This is a genomic window from Roseovarius sp. (assembly GCF_040223625.1).
Lineage (GTDB): Bacteria > Pseudomonadota > Alphaproteobacteria > Rhodobacterales > Rhodobacteraceae > Roseovarius.
Genome location: NZ_JAVKFX010000062.1, coordinates 61,273 through 79,383, shown reverse-complemented (window position 1 = coordinate 79,383; position 18,111 = coordinate 61,273). Strand labels below are relative to the sequence as shown.

The window sequence follows — 18,111 nt, the reverse complement described above, 5'->3', positions numbered from 1 at the left end:
CGGAACCTGTCCCGGAAATACGTCCGGCGCCGGGGGTCACCCGGCGCCGGACCCTGTCATCTTCACTCGGTGGTGTTCTCTTCGATCAGCGACTTGGCCTGGTCGACCAGCGCCTGCCCGTCGAAGCCCTTGCCGTTCATCTCTTCGATCCACTTGGCCTCGGTGCCGCTGGCGGCTTCCTTCCACTCGGCCACCTGTTCCGGCGTCAGGTCGATGATGTTGTTGCCCATGTCCTCGGCCAGCTTGCGCGAGGGCACGTCGGCCCCGGCCTGAAGCTTGCCGGCCATGGCCGAGAAATCCTCGCCCGTGTGCTCGTCGATGATCGCCTTCAGGTCGTCGGGAAGGCTCTCGTACTTGTCCTTGTTCATCGCAAAGACAAAGGCCGTGGTATAGAGCGACTCGCCCCCGAACACCGTGTGGTTCTGCACCAGTTCCGGCACTTTCAGCGCGGCGGTCACCTCCCACGGGATCACGCAGGCATCGATCACGCCCTTCGACAGCGCCTCGGGAATGGCCGGCACCGGCAGGCCCACGGCGGTCGCGCCAAGGTCGGTCAGCATGCCGGTGATTACCCGCGTCGGGCCCCGCACCTTCAGACCGTTGAGATCGGCGATCTCGTTCACCGGCGAACTGGAATGGATCACCCCCGGGCCATGCACCCAGACGCCCAGCACCTTGATGTCGCTGAAGTCGCTGTCCATCATGTTGGCTTCGGCATACTGCCAGAACGCGCGCGAGGTCGCCTCGGCGTTGGTCATCATGAAGGGCAGCTCGAACACCTCGGCCTGCGGGAACCGGCCGGGGGTATAGCCCGCCACCGTCCAGATGATGTCGGCCACGCCGTCGGTCACCTGGCTGGCCAGCTCGGGCGGCTTGCCGCCAAGCTGCATCGCCGGGTAATGGTCGATCTGGATACGCCCGTCCGAGGCCTCCATGATCCGGTCGGCCCAGGGCTGCAGGATCAGCTTGGGCACGTTCGCCTGCGGTGGCAGGAACTGGTGCATCTTCAGCGTCACCTCCTGCGCCATCGCCGCGCCGCCGATCCCGGCCGCCACGACGCCGGCCAGCGCGGTGCGCAAGGCTTTCGTCACAAATGTCATTCTCGGGTCTCCTCCCTTGAGATCGCTTCTCCCGGCGCGTCCCGCGCGGGCCATCCTTCGTCGGCCGAAGCCGCCCCGCCCGTTCACCGGATCTCGGGCCGCTCCGATGTTGGCATTGAATTGATCCGTTTTGCAACTGTCATCAGGGAAAATGTTTCAGAAATGTGGTGTTGCAATGTTTTTTGAAACGTGTTGGCGAGAGGGCTCCCGCATCGGGCGAGTCCGCCCGCCACGAGCCTCGCCATAACCGTGGCGGCAAGGCCGATCGAAGGACCCGCGCGCCCCCATCATCATCAGGACAAACCGACCTTCGCAGCGCCTGTCGCAACAGGCTCAAGCGTCGGATCTACATAAGCGCCAGCAACCATTGCACGCCCTCAGAACGATCGTTCAATGCGCACGACCACGATCAGGTCCGGCCTCTCCTCCGCCGCGAGCAGCTCTTCCGGCAGCGTTTGAAGTTTGTGATTCCAATGACCGACATAATGGACCTCCCCGAAGGTCGCGTCGAAATAGGGGCGTATGGCATTGGTGTAGGAATCGCCGATGATCCACACGGTCTTCTCCGACAAGGGAGCGGCGTTCGACACGATCTGCGCGCGGAGAAAGGACGATTTCGGCTGTTCCGGCAGCGGAGTGACCTCCATCTCCGGGTCGCGGGCCCACTCGATCTGCCAGTTGTCTCCCGGGGCAACCGGGAAATCGTCTCGCTGGGACATCGTGATCAGATCGCCGGAATAGGGCGCCCCGGCCGCGAATGAAACCTCGGGAACGGGCCAGCCCATGCGCTCCGCCAGGCTCGAGAAGGCAAGGAACGCCCCCTTGTAGTTCCAGTGCGTGTCCGTCCTGTAATACAACAGGCCGGCCTCCTCCTTCGCCCGCAGCATATCCTCGAGCGGGTCAACCACGACCAGATTCTCAATCTCGGCCAATGGCTCGGTGAAATACGACACGTAGCGCGTCTCAGACGGCTCGACCTCTTCGGGAAGGAACTCGGGGTACATGGTCGATTTGTTGGGGCCGACCAGCAGCGCCACCGGCGTGCCTGTCCTTTCGGCCGCCTCGGCGAGGTTCCCGAACAGCCGGACTATCCCGGCAACATCCTCCGGGTCGGGCGGGGCGGCGAGTTTCAGCTTCGCAACGGTGTTGTCGATACTGTTCCCCAGGAAAAGCCAGCCCTCCTTGCCCTCGTACCACCTCGAGGACGAACCGATTATGTGTTCGGCCCCGGGGCGTTTGATGACAAGGTCGTCGAGCGTACGCGTTCCGGCATAATCGGTCCGGCTTATCACCAGCCCGGCCAGGCCGACGCAAACCATCGCGCCGGCCAGGCCGGCTATCTTCAGGCGGACGTTTCCGCGCCCGAATCTCAGGGGCCGTTCCACGAACCTGACCGTCAGCCACGCAAGGCCAATCGCCAGGACGACCGCGGCAATCCTTGCATCCCTGTGGGGGGCTCACCGCTCTCGACAATCTGGATGAAGGACAGCAGCGGCCAGTGCCACAGGTAAAGCGGATAGCTGATCAACCCGAACCAGACCGCCACCGGGTTCATCATGAAAAGCCTGTTGGACCACGCGGTCGATCCGGCGGCGATGATGAGAATGGCCCCGCAAACCGGAATCAGCGCCCAGGCCGACGGGAACGGCACCTCCGACGTGATGCCCACGAATCCGTAAATCAGAAGGCAAAGCCCCCCAAGGCCCATGGCATTGTCGACCAGGGCCGTCCGTGCCGCCGGCATGCCCAGGGGGATCATGCGCCCGATGACGGCATGAACCCCCGCCTTGGCGCGATCCAGCGCGTCCCGCTTGTAGAGCATCAGCCACGCCAGGGCGCTGCCGCTCAACAGTTCCCAGAACCGGCCGTAAGGCCAGAAAAACACCCCTGTCGGGTTCGTCGCCACGTATCGCAGGTTGAAATAGAACGACGCGGCCGCGACCAGCAGCGTGATCGCCAGAAGGCTGATGTGCAGTCGCCACGCCAGCCACAGAACCAGCGGCCAGACGATGTAGAACTGCTCCTCGACGGCAAGGCTCCACAAATGCAGCATGGGCTTCGTGTCTGCCGCGGCATCGAAATACCCGCTTTCGCCCACGAGTATGAAATTGACGATGAAGGCGGCCCCGCTCGCCACGTGTTTGCCAAGTTGCTGGAATTCTTCTGCCAAAAGGGCGAACCAGCCGAAAATGAGGGAAACCGCCATCACGAGAACGAGCGCCGGAAAGATCCGCCGAATGCGGCGCCCGAAGAAGTTGGCAAAGGAAAACCTGCCTTCGTCGAGGCCGATGAAAATATGCGACGTGATCAGGTAACCGCTGATGACGAAAAAGACATCAACGCCGATGAAACCACCTGTCAAACCGGTGGGGAAAGCGTGATACAGAACGACCGAAAGCACGGCAAAGGCTCTCAGCCCGTCGATTTCGGCCCTGTAATCCGTGGGTCTGGGAACTGCCGAGGACAAGTCGTTCGCTTTTCTGTTGTGCCAATCCCTAGCGCAAGAATGTCCGTTCTCGCCATTGACCGAGCGGTCGTTTCAAATGCCTGTGGCGCAATCAATGACGTTCGGACCTTTGCCCTGATCCGTCCTTGGCGGCAAATCGTGCCAAGGTCAACTGATCAGCCCCAACCCTCTCGCGAAACCCCGTTCCTCGTCGGCGGCAGCCCCTCGACCCCACCGATGCGCGGCTCCTCAATGTCGGCATGAAATCCGCTCCGTCACGCAAAGCCGACCTTCGTCGGACGCAAGCGTTTCAGCCCCCGGCCGAAGCAACCGGGGGCCGCGGAGCGGCAAGGTACCGCTCCGGATACAGTATCTTCGCCGCGGAAATTACATCCCCTGCGACACGGCAAAGCCGCTGAAACCGCCCATGCCGAGCTCGCCAAGGTCGGTCAGCGCCCCGGTCCCCAGATCGACGGAATAGAGCCCGGCCATATCCTCGCCCTCGATCTGCAGGACGGCATAGGCCATGTCGGTGCCTTCCTCGGGCGAGACGATGTCGAAGCCGCCCCAATCCGTGACGTCGATCTCCTCTCCGTCCAGTGTCAGCTTCCCGACACTCTTCAGGTCGCCGTCATTGTTGGCCAGCGTCACCAGCGCATCGGCCTCGGCGTCGATCGCATACTGCGCCGTCGACCCGGCCGTGTTCCCCGCGATCGCGTTGGTATAGGCGTTGGCGAAGATCCGGGGCTCGCCACCGGACGACATGTCGCCCTCGACGTAGAACACATCGGTGAACCGGCGGACGGAGTTGGCTTTCTCGTCGTTATCGCCGAAGCCGTCGGGAAAATAGACCAGGTTGGCGCCATCGGCGCCCACGGCACGGACCGCGTCGATCTGGTTGTTGAAATCGAACGCCACGGCGCCTTCGCCGATCGTGGCATCGTCCATGAAACTCGCGCCGAGGTCGGTCAGCTCACCCGATCCCGGGTCGACCTCGTAGATCATGCCATCGGCAAAACCGAGAAGCTGGCCGGTCACCGGTCGATAGGCGATGGCGCGCAACGGGGTTTCTAGCGCATGGGTTTCCACCTCGCCAGGCTTGGAGATATCGGCCATGGTGACGAGCGTCCCGCCGTCTTCGGCCAAAGCGTAGCCCATCATGCCGGCATGATCATGGGCAAGCGCGGCCGAGCCGAAGGCGAGCGAAAGAGCGGCGACGGGGAGCGTGGTTTTCAAAAGCATTGTGTCATCCTTTTGTTGAGGCCGGCCAGCAGCGTGCCGGCGGGTCAAGTCAAGACACGTCCCGGCCCGTGGCCGAGTTTCAGAGAGGGATGCTTTTTTCTCGCGAGGCAGGGCGCCTGCCGCCAGCAGGACACCCGCCGCGCACATTCCTAGTTCACCAGGGCCGGAAGAGGCCCTTCCAGCCGCCCCGGGCGCCCGATCCCGCAGGTCACGTCCAACGGAGCATGAACGGCGAATGTCGGCAAAGTCCCGCAAAGCCGACCTGCATGCCCGACGCAGCTAAGGTCAGGTTCGAGCCCACCTTGTCCAACGCAGCGATTGGAACTAACTGCCGTTTCTCAAATTCCTCACAGCGGTATCGCCGACGGGCAGTCTAGCCCTGATACCGACGCGGAATCCCCTACCCACTACTTCGTCGGTGCGATGATCTGGGGCACGTCGGTTCAAGCGCAGGGTGGCGCGACCGGGGCAGAGCTATCGGCACTCGGCGATCACTCCATTGCCGGGATTGGGTGGCATCGAGCCCAGTCCTGCCGCCAGCGCCTTGCGCCGATCCTCGGCCCCTTCCCGCTTTGCGCCGAGGGCGGTCAATCAATCCTCCGCGCCCGTGCCGGGGCAAGGCTCAGGAGGCCGAGCAGGGCAAGTCCGAAGCCGACCCAAAGCGGTGCGGTCAGACCATAGCCGGCACTGATGCCCAGTCCGCCGAGCCAGATCCCGACCGCAAGCCCGCCGGTAATGACGGATGAGTGGATGGCGTTGACCATCGGGCCGGGATTGGCCGCGCGCATCACCCGCGCCGCCATCGCCGGGTTCATCGTGATGCCAAAAAGACCAACCACGATGAATGCCGCGATGCTGACAGCCGGAAGCGTCGTGAAAAGCGCGAAGACGACCAGCGCCAGCGCGACGACCGAAAGCCCGGTCACCAAAACGGGGAAGGTATGGCCGTCGGCGAAACGCCCGACGACAAGGTTGCCGATGACATTGGCCACGCCATAGGCCGCAAGCAGCGCCGGAAGGGCAGTGGCGCGCAGGCCGACGACATCGGTGAAGATGGCCGAGAAATAGCTGAATGCCGCGAACGTCGCACCGATGATCAGCCCGCTTGTCAGATAGGCCGACCAGAGACGCCCGTTCCTCAGCGCCGCAAGACTGGAACGCAGATCGGCGAATTCTTCGCGCCTCGACGCGGGGACGCCAACGGCAACGATGAGGGTGGAAAGCCCCGCCAGCACGACGATGCTCCAGAAACTGGCACGCCACCCGAATGTCTGGTCGATCAGGGCCATTGCCGGCACTCCGACAACGGGCGCGAGCATCAACCCGGCAAGCACCATCGAGACGGCGCGGCCGCGAAGGTCCGGCCGGACGAGGCCCGCACAAATCGTCAGCCCGATCCCGAAACATCCGCCGCTGGACACACCCTGCACGATACGTCCGAGCGCCATCATGGCGTAGTTCGGGGCAGTCGCCGTCAGAATGCTGCCGATGACGAACATGCCGAGCAACCAGAGGAAGGCGAGCTTGTTCGCCACCTTGAGATACAGAAGCAGAGCCGTAACCAAAGGCCCGCCTAACGTCATGCCGAGCGCAAAGAGCGAGATGAGATAGCCGACCTCGCTCACCGACACGTCGAATGCCGCCGAGAGCGAGGGCATGATCCCGGCGACCATGAACTCTGAGGTCGTCGTGACAAAGACCGCCGCCGAGAGCAGATAGACGGGAAGCGGTATTGCGGCGCTGCGATCCACCGCTCGCCCGGGTTCAATCTCTGCCGGTATGCAAGGCTGCATATCGCTCATGAGCGAGATTCCTTTTCTGTAATATGATTTACAGAAATGGCTATAGACCTTGCCTCATTTGGTCAAGCAATTTATATAAACAGAATTACAAAAAGGATCCAGCATGGCGCCTCGTGGCCGTCCGCGCAGCTTTGACCGTGAACAGGCGCTTGAGCGCCTGATGGAGGTGTTCTGGTCCAAGGGCTACGAAGGCGCGCAACTCAAGGACCTGATGGCAGCGATCAATGTCGGTCCGCCGAGCTTCTATGGGGCCTTCGGCTCGAAGGAAGCGGCCTTCACGGAAGCGGTGGACCTTTATATCGCGACCGTAGGATCGCGTCCCATGCAGCCATTGCAGACTGCCCCGACCGCGCGGGAAGGCATACGCGGGATGCTGGAGGGCACCATCGACGTCGCCCTGTCCACCAGGTCAGGTGGCTGCATGCTGATCCTCGGCGTCGTCAACTGTCTCCCCGAACATCAACCTGCGCGCGAGTATCTTCTCGATGCTCGTCGCAAGACCGTTGCACTGATCAAGGCGTGCCTTCAGCGCGGCATTGAGGACGGCAACCTTACCGAAGGAACAGATGTCAATCGGCTCGCGGCCTTCTATCACGGCGTCATGCAGGCGATTTCTTTCCAGGCGCGCGACGGGGCCACGCGCCCGGAACTTGAGGCGTTGATTGAGCCGGCCATGGCGGCTTTTCCCTGACGCCTGCTTCTCCATCGTGGTTGATGCTGACGTTACAGATAGGCTCAGTCGCCTACCCCAGACGGTTCGCGAGCCGTCACGGTACTGGAAGCGCTCGTTTGGGGTATGCGCGGCGAAGGTCTCGTAAGTCCCGCAAAACCGACCTTCATGCCCGGCGCAGCAAAGGTCGGGTTGGAGCCCGAATCTACATGGCGAGGACTAACGATCTCGCGTTATCTGACACTCCTTGACCCAACTTAACGGCAGCACATTCACCGTAACATTTGCCGGCAATTGGTAGAATGCCATATCTCGATAACTCCACGCATAAGGTATGCAATCCTTGAGGGCGGCCCCGTGCAGGAACATCTGAAACTCGCGAGGAGAGGACCGGATTGACTCGAAGAAGGAGGCTCGGATCGCAACGTCTGGAGCAAATTTTTCAATCACCTCGGACCGCCTGTGTTCCGTGTAGAGGCCGAGCATTATTGTCGAGCAGACTATTGAGAAGAAAATGAATATGGCCGGCGTATAACGAAGGGCCACACCGAGACGAGTAGAGAACGCCGCGCACATGAGCCCAAGTATCGAGCCCGTCGCAAGGAACACCGGCCAGTTCGCCACAGCAAGCCTGTCGTTCCAGAAAGTGATGAAACCGATCGGCTGAAGCGGTCCGCCAAACAACACGATCGCTACGGTCAGATAACTGAGAATACACGACCCGGTAATCTTCGTGAACTGCTTCATCCCGGAAGCACCCCCACGCCCAACCCCGACCCTCAACCACAACAGCCCCTCACCCAAACTCCCCGGCCGCACGCCCCTCACCGCCTCCCCCTGACGAACCCCAACAAAAACACCCCGCCCCGCCAAGCGCCACGACCGCAAGCGCGCCCCAGGCGGCACCGGATTGCGCCAGGTACACCACCCCGGCCTCCGCGTCGAAACACCGGCCCTGCGCGTCGAAACAGTCCCGCCACCTGAAATACTGCAGATGGAACAGCGCCCCGAAGACCACGAACAGCCCGAGACACACGGCAGTCAGTATCGCCGACCCGACCCGGCCCAGCCCCTTCCGCACCGGCCCCGACCTTATCCCGAAACCCCGATCCGCAACGGCGACAGCCCGTCAACCTCCCCCTCGAGCACGGACCCGGGCTGCACCGGCCCAACCCCCGCCGGCGTGCCGGTATAGATCAAATCCCCCGGCGCCAGCGTGTAGAACCGCGACAGGTGCGCGATCAGCTCGGGCACGCTCCACACCATCTCCGACAGCACCGCCTCCTGCACCACGGCGCCGTCCTTCCTGAGCACGATCCGCTGCCCCCCGATCTCGCCGAACGCCGCCTTCGGCGTCAGCGTCCCGATGATCGCCGCGTTCTCGAAATCCTTGCCCAGGTCCCACGGCCGCCGCTTGTCCTTCGCCGCCGCCTGCAGATCCCGCCGCGTCAGGTCGATCCCGCAGGCATAGCCGTAGACCAGCCCCATCGCCTCCGACGCCTCGACCTCGAACCCGCCCCGGTCCAGCGCCACCACGAGCTCCACCTCGTGATGGCAATCCGCCGTCCCCGGCGGATAGTCGATCTCGCCCCCCGACAGACACAGCGCATGGGCCGACTTGGTGAAATAGAACGGCGCCTCGCGGTCGACCTCGCCCCCCATCTCGGCGGCATGGGCGGCATAGTTGCGCCCGACACAGAAGATGCGGCGCACGGGAAATTCCCGCGCCTCGCCCTCCACGGGCACCACGGGTTGCTCGGGCGCATCGAACAGGTACTCGGCAGGCATCGGCGTCTCCTCTGGGCTTTGCCCGCCTTATGGGCGCGCCCACGGGCGAAGTCAAAGCCCGCTCACGCCACCCGCACCCCGCGCGACCACACGCCCCGCACCGCCGGCACGCCGCCACGCAGCGCGAACCTCACCACGTCCGCCCGCCGGCCCACGGCTATCTCGCCCCGATCCTCCAGGTGCACCGCCCGCGCCGGGTTCCGCGTCACCGTCGCGATCCCCCGCGCCATGTCGCCCCAGATCTCGCCCAGCTGCACCGCCGCCATCAAAAGCGCCGCCGGCACGTAATCCGAACTCAGGATATCCAGCAGCCCCGCCTCGGCCAGCTCCCGCGCCGCCACGTTCCCCGAATGCGACCCGCCGCGAATGAGGTTCGGCGCCCCCATCATCACCGCGATCCCGCTCTCGTGACAGGCCCTTGCCGCCTCCAGCGTCGTGGGAAACTCCGCCAGCCTTATGCCATAGCCCTGCGACACCGCCACCTGCTCTGCCGTCGTATCGTCATGGCTGGCCAGCACCGCCCCATACCGCCCCGCCGCCTTCACCGCCTCGGCCTCGTGCCGGTCGCCATACCGGGCCCGCAGCGCCTTCAACTGCGCCACGTGCTCGGCGAACTCGGCATCGGAAAACCCCTTCTTCCCCTTCAGGTAATCCTCCAGCTTGCTGATATCGCGAAACTGCCGCTGCCCCGGCGTGTGGTCCATCAGGCTGACCAGCCCCACCCGGTCGGCCGCCCCGAACTCGTCCATCTCCTCGATCAGCGTCTCCGAACACACCTCCGCCCGCAGGTGCAGGAAATGACTGATCTTCAGCGCATCCTCCGCCCTCAGCGTCCACAGTTCCGACGCCAGCTGCCGTGCATATTTCAGGTACCGCCCCTGCCCGTTGGGGATCGAGCCCACCCGCATCGCGTCGAACACCGTGGTGATCCCCGTCCCGGCAAGCTCGGCGTCATGGGCAAGGATCGCGGCGTTATGCGGCCAGTCGACCATCGGCCTTGGCTGGATATGCCGTTCGAGGTTGTCTGTATGCAGCTCCACCAGCCCCGGCGCCACGTAATCTCCGCCGCAATCCACCGCGCCTTGGGGCACGCCGCGACCTGTCGCGACATCCACGATCTCTTCCCCCCGGAACCGGACCGATCCGGTGACGGTTTCCCCCGGCAGAACCACGGCGGCATTGGCGAGAACGATTTCCTGTGTCATGTCAGAGATACTCTTCGGTGGCAGGGAATGACGGGAAAGGCGGAACGATGGAATACAAGCGCTACGCGGTCTATTACACCCCCTCCGACGAGGGGCTCGCCCGCTTCGGGGCGGAGTGGCTGGGATGGGACATCGCCCGTGGCGAACCGGCCGATCAGCCCGAGATCGCGGGCCTGCCCGCGCCGCTGCCAGAGCTGACGGAAACGCCCCGGCCCTACGGGTTTCACGCCACCATCAAGCCGCCCTTCCGGCTGGCCCCGGACCAGAGTGAAGACGCGCTCTTCACCGCCTTCGACCGGCTCTGCACCCAGATGCCCGCCGCCATCGTCGACGGGCTGGAGCTGGCCGCGCTGGGCCGCTTTCTCGCCCTCGTGCCCCGGGGTGACGCGACCAAGCTGCAGGGGCTGGCGGCGATGACCGTCGAAACCCTCGACAGCTTCCGCGCACCGCCCACCGAGGCCGAGCTTGCCAAGCGCCGCGCCGCCGGCCTCTCCGAGCGGCAGGAGGCGCTGCTCGAACGCTGGGGCTACCCTTACGTGATGGACGAATTCCGCTTCCACATGACCCTCTCCTCCAAGCTGCCGAAGGACCGGATCGAGCCGGTGAAATCCGTCCTCGCCCAACAGCTCGACGGGCTCGTGCCCGAACCCTTCACCCTCGACGGGCTCAGCCTCGTGGGCGAGGGGGAGGATGGCTTCTTCCACCTGATCCAACGTCACACCTTCCCGGCCTGAAGCCGCGCCAGAACGGTCTCGACCGTCCGCTCCAGCGGCCCGTCATTGGCCACCTCGATGACACAGCCCAACCCCTCGGGCAGGGCAAACCCCTGCCGCGACAGCCGGCGTTCGATCTCCGCCCGATCCTCCCGGCCGCGATTCGCCAGCCGCTCGGCCAGCACCTCCGCCGGCGCCGTCAGGTGCAGGGTGACGAACCGCTCGAACAACCGCTCCGCCTGCCCCAGCACGGCCCGCGACAGGTTCACAAGGCAGGTCTCGCCCCCGGCCAGCCGCGCCTTGACCGTCGCCGGCACGCCATAGAACAACCCATGCGCCGGCCAGTGCAGCACGAATTCCCCGGCCTCGCGCCGCCGGTCGAACTCCGCCTCGCTCACACCCTCGAAATCCTCGCCGCCCGCATCTGCGGGCCTCGTAATCACCCGTCGCACCAAGCCCATCGACGGCTCGGCCCGCACCAGCGCCTCCATCACGCTGTCCTTGCCCACGCCCGACGGCCCCACCACGCCAATGAGCGCGCCCGCGCTCATGCCGCGGCCGGCGTGAAGGCCGAGACATCGACCTCCCGGTCGCAGACCCGCTCCCGCGCCGCCACGTCGTGGAAGATGCCCAGGATCGCCGCCCCCCGCGCCTTGGCCTCCTCGATCAGCGTCAGCACGGTATCACGGTTCTCCGCATCCAGACTCGCGGTCGGCTCATCGAGCAGCATTGCCGGATAGGTATAGGCAAACCCCCGCGCGATATTCACCCTCTGCTGCTCGCCCCCGGAAAACGTCGTCGGGCTCAGCCCCCACAACGCCTCCGGAATGTTGAGCCGCGACAGCAGGCGCTCCGCGCGTTCCATCGCCTCCAACCTCTCGTGCCCCGTCATCAAGAGCGGCTCCGCCACCACCTCCCGCGTCGGCACCCGCGGCACCACCCGCAGGAACTGGCTCACGTAGCCCAGCGTATGCCGCCTCAGCGTCAATATCTCCCGCGGCTCGGCCTTGGCCACGTCCACCCCGGCCACCATGATCCGGCCCGTGGCCGCAAGGTAATTGCCATAGATCATCCGCATCAGGGTCGACTTGCCCGCCCCCGACGCTCCGGTCAGCGCCACGCACTCCCCCGCGCCCACATGCAACTCGGCCCCCGCCATCACCGGGATCGTCGCGGCCCCCTGGTTATGCAGCACGAAAGATTTCGACACATCGCTCAGCGCGATCACGGGATCATGGGTCATAACAGGTTCTTCCAGCGGAAATAGAGGTAAGACAGCACCGAAGACGCCACCATCGCCACAACCGAGGCAGCAAAGCCCCACGGCGTGCCGATCCACGGCATCCAGTCGAAATTCATCCCGAACACCGCCCCGATCAGCGTGGGCGGCATGAACAGGACCGCGACCAGCGAGAAGGTCTTGGTCACCGCATTCTGCTCGATCGTGGTCAGGCCAAAGAACGTATCGAGGATCAGGCTCAGCTTCTGCGTCAGGAACCCCGCATGCTCCGACAGCGACGCCACGTCGCTCGCCAGCACCTTGATCGCCCGCGGCGGCTTCTTCCCGCCGCCCGCCGCCTCGCGGTTCAGGAAGGTCAGCGCCCGCTCGATCGTCACAAGGCTGTTGCGCACGTCCGACACCAGCGCCCCCGCCTGCCCCAGCGTCGCCAGGGCCGAGCGCCGGTCGGCCACCTCGACCTCAAGACCATTGCCGAACAACCCCCGCGACACCCCCTCGATCCGCCCGTCGGTCAGCTCGAGGATATCCGCCAGCCGGTCGATGATCTCGTCCAGCAGCCCGAACAGCACCTCCTGCGACGAATTCGTGTCATAGGGGCTGTGCGCCGCTCTTGCCGGATAGGTCCTGAACGGCCGCGGCGCGTGGTACCGGATCGTCACCAGCCGCCCTTCGCACATCACGAACGTGACCGGCGCCACCTCGTGCTTCTCGGTCTCCGACAGCGCCGGCAGCACCAGCGTCATGAAGTCGATCTCGCCATCCCGGTACAGCCGGCTCGACAGCTCGATCTCCTCCATGTCTTCCTTGTCGGGCAGCTCGGCCCCCGTGGCCCGGCCCACCTCCGCCAGCTCCTCTGGCGTGGGCTCGAACAGGTCGATCCAGACCGCACCGGTCCCGATCCCCTCCTCGCGCGTCAGCCCCCCGGCCTCGTCCGGTCTGAAACTCTCGATCATCGGCTACACCTGCAAAACACTGGATACCAGCAACTGCGTATACCCGTGCTGCGGGTCATCCAACACCTGATCGGTCAGCCCGGCCTCGACCACGTGCCCGTCCTTCATCACCATCAGCCGGTCGGCCAACAGCCGCACCACGGCCAGATCATGCGTCACGATGATGGCGGACAGCCCCATCTCCCTTACCAGCCCCCGCAGCAGGTCCAGCAGCCTTGCCTGCACCGACACATCGAGCCCGCCCGTCGGCTCGTCCATGAACACCAGCCTCGGCCCGGTCACCAGGTTCCGCGCGATCTGCAACCGCTGCTGCATCCCGCCCGAGAACTGCCCCGGCCGGTCATCCACCCGGTCCTCCGAAATCTCGACCCGCCCCAGCCAGTCGATCGCCTGCCCCCGGATCTGCCCGTAATGCCGCGCGCCCACGGCCATCAGCCGCTCGCCCACATTGCCCCCGGCACTCACCCCCATCCGCAGCCCGTCGCGGGCATTCTGGTGAACGAAGGCCCAATCTGTCCGCCCCAGCATCCGCCGTTCCGGCTCCGACATCTTCAGCGTATCGCGCAACCCCTCCGACCGCGTGTCGAACAGAACCTCGCCGGCATCAGGAGCTAACTGGCCGGCGAGGCAGCCCAGAAGCGTGGATTTACCCGACCCACTCTCCCCGACTATTCCCATCACTTCGCCCGGATAAAGCTCGAACCCCACGTCCTCGCACCCGATGCGGGGCCCGTAATATTTCGATACGCCCCGAACCTGCAAAAGCGGTGTCATGCCGCGCCCTCCTCGTACGGCGCGCCCTGCGCCCCCACATGCCCCGCCGCCCGGCGCGACCGGCAATAGGCCGTGTCCGAACACACGAACATCCGCCCGCCCGCATCGTCGGTGATCACCTCGTCGAGATAGCTGTCCGCCGCCCCGCACAGGTCGCAGGCATGATCCGCCTTCGACGCCTCGAACGGGTGATCCTCGAAATCGAGGCTCACCACCTTGGAATGCGGCGGCAGCGCGTAGATCCGCTGCTCCCGCCCCGCCCCGAACAGCTGGATCGCGTCCATCTCCAGCTTCGGGTTGTCGAATTTCGGAATCGGCGACGGGTCCATCACGTAGCGCCCCTCCACCTTCACCGGATAGGCATAGGCGGTGGCAATCGCCCCGTGCTGCGCCACGTCCTCGTAAAGCTTCACATGCATCAGCCCGTATTCCTCGAGGCTGTGCATCTTCCGCGTCTCCGTCTCCCTCGGCTCGAGGAACCGCAGCGGCTCGGGGATCGGCACCTGGTAGACCAGCACCTGGTCCTCCGTCAGCCGCTCCTCCGGAATCCGGTGCCGCGTCTGGATCACCGTGGCCTTGCCGGTCTCCTCGGTCGTGGCCACCCCGGCGGTCTTCTCGAAGAACTTGCGGATCGACACGGCATTCGTCGTGTCATCCGCCCCCTGGTCGATCACCTTGAAACAATCCTCAGGGCACAGCACCGCCGCGCTCACCTGCACGCCCCCGGTGCCCCATCCATAGGGCATCGGCATTTCGCGGCTCGCAAACGGCACCTGGTAGCCCGGCACGGCCAGCCCTTTCAGGATCGCCCGGCGGATCATCCGCTTGGTCTGCTCGTCGAGATAGGCGAAGTTGTAGGCCGTCACATTTTCGGCGTCATTTGTCATGAAATGGACCCTTTCAGCCATGGTCTCGCCGCCATTCCCGGTTAACGAGTGTCCCCATGTTCAAATCAAGAGAGGGATGAGGACTGATGACGACGATGGTAATCGTTGCGCTGATGGTGATCTTCGGCGCGGCACTTGTCGGGAAGATGCTCATGGACATGTTCCCGAATTCCGGTTTCGGACGCAAACCGGCCGACGACGCGGAAGACCAGACCCCCGCGGAATGACCAAGCGGCCGAAGCCGGCCCCGCGCGGGCCTGGCTTCGGCTTGCCTCGCCCCTCGCGCCACACCTGTCTCATTCCGCCGCCTCCTCCGAGGCGAGGCCGCCCGCAAGGGCGGACGAGCGCGCCGCCTCCACCTCCCGCCGCAGCTTCCGCACCAGCTCCAGCTCGCTCTGGAAATCCACGTAATGCGGCAGCTTGATATGCTCCAGGAACCCGGTCGCCTGGATATTGTCGGCATGCATCAGCACGAATTCCTCGTCCTGCGCCGGTGCGCCCTGGTCATCCTCGCCCAGCTCCTTCCAGCGCAGCGCCCGATCCACCAGCGCCATGGAAATCGCCTTCCGCTCGGTCTGCCCGAAGACAAGGCCATAGCCGCGCGTGAACTGCGGCGGCTCGGTCTTCGACCCCTTGAACTGGTTCACCGTCTCGCATTCCGTCACCGTGATCTCGCCGATCTCGATGGCAAAGCCCAGCTCGGGAATGTCCATCTCCACGGCCACGGCGCCGATGCGCAGCTCGCCCACGAAGGCATGGTTGCGCGCGTAGCCCCGCTGCGTCGAATACGCCATGCCCAGCACGAACCCCTCGTCCCCCCGCGTCAGCGATTGCAGGCGCAGCGGCCGCCCCGCCGGCAGCTCCATCGGCTCCCGCGTCAGGTCGGGCGGTGTCTCCTCGCTCTCCGGCTCCTGCTGGATCAGCCCTTCGCGGTTCAGGAACCCGGTCACATGCGGCACCGACCCCTGCCGGGCCTCGCCCGCCGCCGCCTCCGGCACCTCGCCATCGGCCGCCAGCTTGAAGTCGAGCAAGCGGTGCGTGTAATCGAATGTCGGCCCCAGAACCTGCCCGCCCGGCACATCCTTGAACGTCGCCGAGATCCGCCGGTCACAGGCCATCTCGCCCGTCTCGATGGGCTGCGACGCGCCGAACCTTGGCAGGGTCGTCCGATACGCCCGGATCAAAAAGATCGCCTCGATCAGGTCCCCCCGCGACTGCTTGATCGCCAGCGCCGCAAGGTCCGGATCATACAGCGACCCCTCCGCCATCACCCGGTTCACCGCCAGTGCCAACTGCTCCCGGATCTGCGCCACCGATAGCTCGGCCACGTCCCGGTCGCCCCGCCGCTCGTCGGCCAGCCACGCATGGGCATTGTCGATCGCCCGCTCGCCCCCCTTGACCGCTACGTACATGCCGCATCCTCCAGCCTGGTCGACCGCGGCAGCGCGGCCACCCGGTCGCCGCAGGTCAGGAAGAAATCCACCCCCAGCGGAAACTGCCGCGCATTGCCCCGCATCACCTCCGCATCCGGCAGGCTCAACTCCGCCCGCTCCCTGATGCCCGGCCCGCGCAGGCCCGTGCCCTTCGCCTCCAACCGCTCCATCTCGACAATCAGCGTCGCCGAGCGATCCGGATATTCCGGCGTCCCAACGGCAAATTGCGACAACGGCATCAGCGCGCCCCAGTCCCCCAGCGCAAACTGCGCACGCTCAGCCGCCACGACCGGCGCGCCCGTGTGAAACGCCAGCCACTCCCGCAGCTCGCCCGTGTCATACGCCCCGGCGAGGTAAACCCCCGTCTCGTGGTCACACAGCGTCAGCAACAGCGTCCCCGCCGCGACAGACACCGGCGCGGGCGGCCGCGCCGCCTCCAGCGCCTCGATCGTCCCCGGCCGCGCCATCACCCGCATCGCCGCGCGAAACGCCCGCGCGGCCTCCACCGGCGCATCCCCGAACCCGCCTTCCAGAACCGCCGCGTCCATCAATCCTCTCCCCGCACCATGGTGAAGAAATCCACCTTCGTCGCCGCCGCCTTCGCCGCCCTCGCGGCCCGAGCCGTCTCCAGCGCCTCGGCCAGCGGATCGAGGATCGCCGCCTGCACCCGCGCCGCCTCTCCGGTCTGCATCAGCGCATCCACCAGCGCCGCCTGCCTTGCCTGCCGCTTGTCGCGCCCCTGCACATAGCCATGCCCCACCTCGCCGCTCTCCAGCTTCAGCGAACAGCGCGTCACCGTCATCTCGCCGAGGTTGAACGGCGCCCCGGTCGCCCCGGCCCGCCCGCGCACCATCACGCCCCCGGCCTCCGGCGCCCGCAGCCAGTCATGCCCGGGCTCCTCCCCGAACGCCTCCCAAAGCCGCGCCAGCTCCGTCGCCGGGGCCTTGGCCAGAAGGCCCATCCACGCCTTGCGCTCGTCATTCGCGGTCATCTAGACACCTTGCCAGCTTGTCTATTTTACTATACAACTAGACAAATCCATACACCGACTCCCGAAGTCGGACAAGGCATTCCGGCGTGAAAGTTTCGTGACATGGCCCCAACCACCACCGCCCAGCGCACCCCGATCTGGAAATCCATCCACGACACCCTCCGCCGCGACATCTCCGAACGCCGCTACGCCCCCGGCGACAAGCTGCCGACCGAGGCGGCGCTCGCCCAGCGCTTCGGCGTCAACCGCCACACCGTCCGCCGCGCGCTCGCCACGCTGGCCGAAGACGGCCTCGTCCACCCCCGCCGCGGCGCCGGCGTCTTCGTCGCCCAAAGCCACACCGACTACCCCATCGGCAAACGCGTCCGCTTCCACCAGAACCTCCGCGCCGCCGGCCACCTGCCCGCCAAGCAGATCCTCGCCATGGAAACCCGCGCCGCCGACACGACCGAGGCCGGCCTCCTCGCCTTCTCCCCCGGCGACCCCGTCCATGTCTACGAAGGGCTCTCCCTCTCCGACGGCCAGCCCGTCGCCCTCTTCCAGAGCATATTCCCCGCCGCCCGCTTCCCCGCCCTGCCAGAGGCGCTCACCCGCCTCCGCTCCGTCACCGCGGCCCTCGCCGAACAGGGCCTGCCCGACTACACCCGCGCCTGGACGAGGCTGAACGCCAAGCTCGCCACCCCCACCCAGGCCCTCCACCTGCAAACCCGCGAAGGCGCCCCCCTCCTGCGCACCCTCTCCCTCAACGTCGACGAGGGCGGCACACCGGTCGAATACGGCCGCACCTGGTTCTCCGGCGACCGCGTCACCCTCACGGTCGCGGATCCGTGACCCCCCTGTCACCAAACCGATAAACAAATCGGCTAC

Annotated in this window: 20 protein-coding genes; 4 read left to right on the top strand and 16 right to left on the bottom strand. The window is 65.5% G+C overall.

Annotation, left to right across the window (positions count from 1 at the left end; translation table 11 throughout):
- Positions 1-62: 62 nt before the first annotated feature.
- The 5 genes from RLN94_RS17695 to RLN94_RS17675 form a co-directional block, all read right to left on the bottom strand.
- On the bottom strand, positions 63-1,100 hold the full coding sequence (locus RLN94_RS17695) for a TRAP transporter substrate-binding protein (protein ID WP_350130742.1): 1,038 nt from the start codon (positions 1,098-1,100) through the stop codon (positions 63-65).
- A 377-nt stretch (positions 1,101-1,477) separates the two neighbouring features.
- Positions 1,478-2,485, bottom strand: a complete 1,008-nt coding sequence (locus RLN94_RS17690; RefSeq protein WP_350130741.1) for an alginate O-acetyltransferase AlgX-related protein — start codon at positions 2,483-2,485, stop codon at positions 1,478-1,480.
- A gap of 11 nt (positions 2,486-2,496) precedes the next feature.
- Positions 2,497-3,567 (bottom strand): acyltransferase family protein, encoded by a 1,071-nt coding sequence (locus RLN94_RS17685; protein ID WP_350130740.1) that lies wholly within the window; start codon positions 3,565-3,567, stop codon positions 2,497-2,499.
- Positions 3,568-3,933: 366 nt separating this feature from the next.
- Positions 3,934-4,788: a DUF4394 domain-containing protein gene (locus RLN94_RS17680; protein WP_350130739.1), complete on the bottom strand. Its 855-nt coding sequence runs from the start codon at positions 4,786-4,788 to the stop codon at positions 3,934-3,936.
- A 587-nt stretch (positions 4,789-5,375) separates the two neighbouring features.
- Entirely contained in the window at positions 5,376-6,590 is a 1,215-nt protein-coding gene (locus RLN94_RS17675; protein WP_350130738.1) for an MFS transporter, read from the bottom strand.
- A gap of 103 nt (positions 6,591-6,693) precedes the next feature.
- Between RLN94_RS17675 and RLN94_RS17670 the strand changes: the two genes are divergently transcribed.
- Positions 6,694-7,281, top strand: a complete 588-nt coding sequence (locus RLN94_RS17670) for a TetR/AcrR family transcriptional regulator (RefSeq protein WP_350130737.1) — start codon at positions 6,694-6,696, stop codon at positions 7,279-7,281.
- 198 nt (positions 7,282-7,479) lie between these two features.
- On the opposite strand, the gene RLN94_RS17665 is transcribed toward RLN94_RS17670, so the two are convergent.
- The 3 genes from RLN94_RS17665 to RLN94_RS17655 form a co-directional block, all read right to left on the bottom strand.
- Positions 7,480-8,007, bottom strand: coding sequence for a hypothetical protein (locus RLN94_RS17665; protein ID WP_350130736.1), 528 nt, complete (start codon positions 8,005-8,007; stop codon positions 7,480-7,482).
- A 345-nt stretch (positions 8,008-8,352) separates the two neighbouring features.
- Positions 8,353-9,048 (bottom strand): fumarylacetoacetate hydrolase family protein, encoded by a 696-nt coding sequence (locus RLN94_RS17660; RefSeq protein ID WP_350130735.1) that lies wholly within the window; start codon positions 9,046-9,048, stop codon positions 8,353-8,355.
- Positions 9,049-9,110: 62 nt separating this feature from the next.
- Positions 9,111-10,253, bottom strand: a complete 1,143-nt coding sequence (locus tag RLN94_RS17655) for an alpha-D-ribose 1-methylphosphonate 5-triphosphate diphosphatase (protein WP_350130734.1) — start codon at positions 10,251-10,253, stop codon at positions 9,111-9,113.
- Between the two features lie 47 nt (positions 10,254-10,300).
- Here RLN94_RS17655 and RLN94_RS17650 point away from each other — a divergent pair, with 47 nt between their 5' ends.
- Complete coding sequence (locus tag RLN94_RS17650; protein ID WP_350130733.1) at positions 10,301-10,987, top strand: DUF1045 domain-containing protein; 687 nt, start codon at positions 10,301-10,303, stop codon at positions 10,985-10,987.
- Here RLN94_RS17650 and phnN read toward each other — a convergent pair.
- The 5 genes from phnN to RLN94_RS17625 are packed head-to-tail and all read right to left on the bottom strand — an operon-like array spanning position 10,969 to position 14,799.
- Positions 10,969-11,517, bottom strand: coding sequence for a phosphonate metabolism protein/1,5-bisphosphokinase (PRPP-forming) PhnN (phnN, locus tag RLN94_RS17645; RefSeq protein WP_350130732.1), 549 nt, complete (start codon positions 11,515-11,517; stop codon positions 10,969-10,971). The two genes, RLN94_RS17650 and phnN, sit on opposite strands and share 19 nt — an antisense overlap.
- Positions 11,514-12,209 carry a phosphonate C-P lyase system protein PhnL gene (gene phnL, locus RLN94_RS17640; protein ID WP_502949382.1) on the bottom strand — a complete coding sequence of 232 codons (696 nt, stop codon included), beginning with the start codon at positions 12,207-12,209 and terminating at the stop codon, positions 11,514-11,516. Before phnL ends, phnN begins: the two co-directional genes overlap by 4 nt.
- Positions 12,206-13,159, bottom strand: a complete 954-nt coding sequence (locus RLN94_RS17635; protein WP_350158471.1) for a CorA family divalent cation transporter — start codon at positions 13,157-13,159, stop codon at positions 12,206-12,208. The genes phnL and RLN94_RS17635 overlap by 4 nt, the downstream gene beginning before the upstream one ends.
- 3 nt (positions 13,160-13,162) lie before the next feature.
- Positions 13,163-13,933, bottom strand: a complete 771-nt coding sequence (gene phnK / locus RLN94_RS17630; protein ID WP_350130730.1) for a phosphonate C-P lyase system protein PhnK — start codon at positions 13,931-13,933, stop codon at positions 13,163-13,165.
- Positions 13,930-14,799 (bottom strand): alpha-D-ribose 1-methylphosphonate 5-phosphate C-P-lyase PhnJ, encoded by an 870-nt coding sequence (locus RLN94_RS17625; protein WP_350130762.1) that lies wholly within the window; start codon positions 14,797-14,799, stop codon positions 13,930-13,932. The genes phnK and RLN94_RS17625 overlap by 4 nt, the downstream gene beginning before the upstream one ends.
- Positions 14,800-14,906: 107 nt before the next feature.
- Between RLN94_RS17625 and RLN94_RS17620 the strand changes: the two genes are divergently transcribed.
- Entirely contained in the window at positions 14,907-15,047 is a 141-nt protein-coding gene (locus RLN94_RS17620; protein WP_350130729.1) for a hypothetical protein, read from the top strand.
- A gap of 69 nt (positions 15,048-15,116) precedes the next feature.
- On the opposite strand, the gene RLN94_RS17615 is transcribed toward RLN94_RS17620, so the two are convergent.
- Genes RLN94_RS17615 through phnG form a run of 3 tightly spaced genes read right to left on the bottom strand, consistent with a single transcriptional unit; the run spans position 15,117 to position 17,244 of the window.
- Positions 15,117-16,232 carry a carbon-phosphorus lyase complex subunit gene (locus RLN94_RS17615; protein ID WP_350130728.1) on the bottom strand — a complete coding sequence of 372 codons (1,116 nt, stop codon included), beginning with the start codon at positions 16,230-16,232 and terminating at the stop codon, positions 15,117-15,119.
- Entirely contained in the window at positions 16,223-16,801 is a 579-nt protein-coding gene (phnH, locus tag RLN94_RS17610) for a phosphonate C-P lyase system protein PhnH (RefSeq protein ID WP_350130727.1), read from the bottom strand. Before phnH ends, RLN94_RS17615 begins: the two co-directional genes overlap by 10 nt.
- Positions 16,801-17,244, bottom strand: coding sequence for a phosphonate C-P lyase system protein PhnG (phnG, locus tag RLN94_RS17605; protein WP_350130726.1), 444 nt, complete (start codon positions 17,242-17,244; stop codon positions 16,801-16,803). The genes phnH and phnG overlap by 1 nt, the downstream gene beginning before the upstream one ends.
- A 102-nt stretch (positions 17,245-17,346) precedes the next feature.
- Between phnG and phnF the strand changes: the two genes are divergently transcribed.
- On the top strand, positions 17,347-18,075 hold the full coding sequence (gene phnF / locus RLN94_RS17600) for a phosphonate metabolism transcriptional regulator PhnF (protein ID WP_350130725.1): 729 nt from the start codon (positions 17,347-17,349) through the stop codon (positions 18,073-18,075).
- The last annotated feature ends 36 nt before the right edge of the window (positions 18,076-18,111 follow it).

Excerpts from the sequence above, each read along its gene's own strand:
- phnK (WP_350130730.1), bottom strand. The coding sequence starts at position 13,933 with ATGACACCGCTTTTGCAGGTTCGGGGCGTATCGAAATATTACGGGCCC.
- phnH (WP_350130727.1), bottom strand. The coding sequence starts at position 16,801 with ATGGACGCGGCGGTTCTGGAAGGCGGGTTCGGGGATGCGCCGGTGGAG.
- RLN94_RS17615 (WP_350130728.1), bottom strand. The coding sequence starts at position 16,232 with ATGTACGTAGCGGTCAAGGGGGGCGAGCGGGCGATCGACAATGCCCAT.
- phnN (WP_350130732.1), bottom strand. The coding sequence starts at position 11,517 with ATGAGCGCGGGCGCGCTCATTGGCGTGGTGGGGCCGTCGGGCGTGGGC.
- phnG (WP_350130726.1), bottom strand. The coding sequence starts at position 17,244 with ATGACCGCGAATGACGAGCGCAAGGCGTGGATGGGCCTTCTGGCCAAG.
- RLN94_RS17695 (WP_350130742.1), bottom strand. The coding sequence starts at position 1,100 with ATGACATTTGTGACGAAAGCCTTGCGCACCGCGCTGGCCGGCGTCGTG.
- RLN94_RS17675 (WP_350130738.1), bottom strand. The coding sequence starts at position 6,590 with ATGAGCGATATGCAGCCTTGCATACCGGCAGAGATTGAACCCGGGCGA.
- phnF (WP_350130725.1), top strand. The coding sequence starts at position 17,347 with ATGGCCCCAACCACCACCGCCCAGCGCACCCCGATCTGGAAATCCATC.
- RLN94_RS17655 (WP_350130734.1), bottom strand. The coding sequence starts at position 10,253 with ATGACACAGGAAATCGTTCTCGCCAATGCCGCCGTGGTTCTGCCGGGG.
- RLN94_RS17670 (WP_350130737.1), top strand. The coding sequence starts at position 6,694 with ATGGCGCCTCGTGGCCGTCCGCGCAGCTTTGACCGTGAACAGGCGCTT.
- phnL (WP_502949382.1), bottom strand. The coding sequence starts at position 12,209 with ATGACCCATGATCCCGTGATCGCGCTGAGCGATGTGTCGAAATCTTTC.
- RLN94_RS17650 (WP_350130733.1), top strand. The coding sequence starts at position 10,301 with ATGGAATACAAGCGCTACGCGGTCTATTACACCCCCTCCGACGAGGGG.
- RLN94_RS17620 (WP_350130729.1), top strand. The coding sequence starts at position 14,907 with ATGACGACGATGGTAATCGTTGCGCTGATGGTGATCTTCGGCGCGGCA.
- RLN94_RS17680 (WP_350130739.1), bottom strand. The coding sequence starts at position 4,788 with ATGCTTTTGAAAACCACGCTCCCCGTCGCCGCTCTTTCGCTCGCCTTC.
- RLN94_RS17635 (WP_350158471.1), bottom strand. The coding sequence starts at position 13,159 with ATGATCGAGAGTTTCAGACCGGACGAGGCCGGGGGGCTGACGCGCGAG.
- RLN94_RS17660 (WP_350130735.1), bottom strand. The coding sequence starts at position 9,048 with ATGCCTGCCGAGTACCTGTTCGATGCGCCCGAGCAACCCGTGGTGCCC.
- RLN94_RS17665 (WP_350130736.1), bottom strand. The coding sequence starts at position 8,007 with ATGAAGCAGTTCACGAAGATTACCGGGTCGTGTATTCTCAGTTATCTG.